Source organism: Stenotrophomonas sp. S49 (genome assembly GCF_016624905.1).
In the GTDB taxonomy this organism is placed as follows: domain Bacteria; phylum Pseudomonadota; class Gammaproteobacteria; order Xanthomonadales; family Xanthomonadaceae; genus Stenotrophomonas.
In genome coordinates this window covers 1-2,040 of record NZ_JACVUD010000168.1, presented here as the reverse complement: position 1 = coordinate 2,040, position 2,040 = coordinate 1, and the positions used below count along the sequence as shown (strand labels likewise).

The 2,040-nt window shown below is 68.6% G+C and carries 1 protein-coding gene; it reads left to right on the top strand.

The window, feature by feature from the left end; translation table 11 throughout:
• Positions 1 to 154: 154 nt before the first annotated feature.
• Complete coding sequence (ilvD, locus tag IAE58_RS19825) at positions 155 to 1,993, top strand: dihydroxy-acid dehydratase (protein WP_199934760.1); 1,839 nt, start codon at positions 155 to 157, stop codon at positions 1,991 to 1,993.
• Positions 1,994 to 2,040 lie beyond the last annotated feature (47 nt).

Here is a 2,040-nt window from a genome sequence, read left to right as displayed (position 1 = left end):
GCTCCCTGCCGGCGCCCCCCCCCCGGCCCCGCCCCCCCCCCCCCCCCCCCCCCCCCCCCCCCCCGGACCACCTTCGGTGGTTGCAGCAGCAACCGAAAAACTCCGCCATGATCGGGCAACCCCCACGTTGTACGGCCCGCCCGTTCCGCCAGCCATGCCTGAATACCGCTCCCGCACCTCCACCGCCGGTCGCAACATGGCCGGCGCCCGCGCCCTGTGGCGCGCCACCGGCATGAAGGACGGCGACTTCCACAAGCCGATCATCGCCATCGCCAACTCCTTCACCCAGTTCGTGCCCGGCCACGTGCACCTGAAGGACCTCGGCCAGCTGGTCGCGCGCGAGATCGAAAAGGTCGGCGGCGTCGCCAAGGAATTCAACACGATCGCGGTCGACGACGGCATCGCCATGGGCCACGACGGCATGCTGTATTCGCTGCCCAGCCGCGAGATCATCGCCGACTCGGTCGAATACATGGTCAACGCGCACTGCGCCGATGCGCTGGTGTGCATTTCCAACTGCGACAAGATCACCCCCGGCATGCTGATGGCCGCGCTGCGCCTCAACATCCCGGTGGTGTTCGTGTCCGGCGGGCCGATGGAAGCCGGCAAGACCAAGCTGTCCGAGCACAAGCTGGACCTGGTCGATGCGATGGTGATAGCCGCCGACGAAAGCGCCAGCGATGAAAAGGTCGCCGAGTTCGAGCGCAGCGCCTGCCCCACCTGCGGTTCCTGTTCGGGCATGTTCACCGCCAATTCGATGAATTGCCTGACCGAAGCGCTGGGCCTGTCGCTGCCCGGCAACGGCTCCACCCTGGCCACCCACGCCGACCGCGAGCAGCTGTTCCTGCGCGCCGGCCGCCTGATCGTCGAACTGTGCCACCGCTGGTACGGCGGCGAAGAAGCAAGCGCGCTGCCGCGGGGCATCGCCACCCAGGCCGCATTCGCCAATGCAATGACGCTCGATATCGCCATGGGCGGTTCCACCAACACCATCCTGCACCTGCTGGCGGCCGCGCAGGAAGCAGAGGTCGACTTCGACCTGACCCACATCGATGCGCTGTCGCGGCGCGTGCCGCAGCTGTGCAAGGTGGCGCCGAACACGCCCAAGTACCACATGGAAGACGTACACCGCGCCGGCGGCGTGTACGGCATCCTGGGCGAACTGGCGCGTGGCGGCCTGCTCGATACCACGGTGCCGACCGTGCACAGCCGCACCCTGGCCGACGCCATCGCGCGCTGGGACGTGGCGGTCAGCGGCGAATCGAGCGTACACGACTTCTTCCGCGCCGGCCCGGCCGGCATTCCCACCCAGGTGGCTTTCAGCCAGGCCACGCGCTGGCCCACGCTGGACGTGGACCGCGCCGAAGGCTGCATCCGCAGCGTGGAGCATGCCTATTCGGCCGAAGGCGGCCTGGCCGTGCTGCGTGGCAACCTGGCCATTGATGGCTGCGTGGTGAAGACCGCCGGCGTGGATGAGTCGATCCACGTGTTCGAAGGCACGGCGCGCGTGTTCGAGAGCCAGGACGCGGCCGTAGCCGGCATCCTGGCCGATGAGGTGAAGCCGGGCGACGTGGTGGTGATCCGCTACGAAGGCCCGAAGGGCGGCCCCGGCATGCAGGAAATGCTGTACCCGACCAGCTATCTGAAATCGAAGGGGCTGGGCAAGCAGTGCGCCCTGCTGACCGATGGCCGTTTCTCCGGCGGCACCTCGGGCCTGTCGATCGGTCACGTTTCACCGGAAGCCGCCAGCGGCGGCACGATTGGTCTGGTGGAAGATGGCGACCGCATCCGCATCGACATCCCCGCCCGCCGCATCGACCTGCTGCTGGACGAGGCCACCCTGGCCCAGCGCCGAAGCGAGGCCGACGCGCGTGGCTGGAAGCCGCGCGAAGCACGCCCGCGCAAGGTCACCAGCGCCTTGAAGGCCTACGCCCTGCTGGCCACCAGCGCCGACAAGGGCGCCGTGCGCAACACCGCCCTGCTGGGCGATTGAATTGCGCTGGGGTCAGAGCCCTTCCTGCGGAAGGGATCTGACCCCGG

What these genes read in the sequence shown, in the direction of transcription:
- ilvD (WP_199934760.1), top strand. Translation starts at nt 155, where the DNA reads ATGCCTGAATACCGCTCCCGCACCTCCACCGCCGGTCGCAACATGGCC.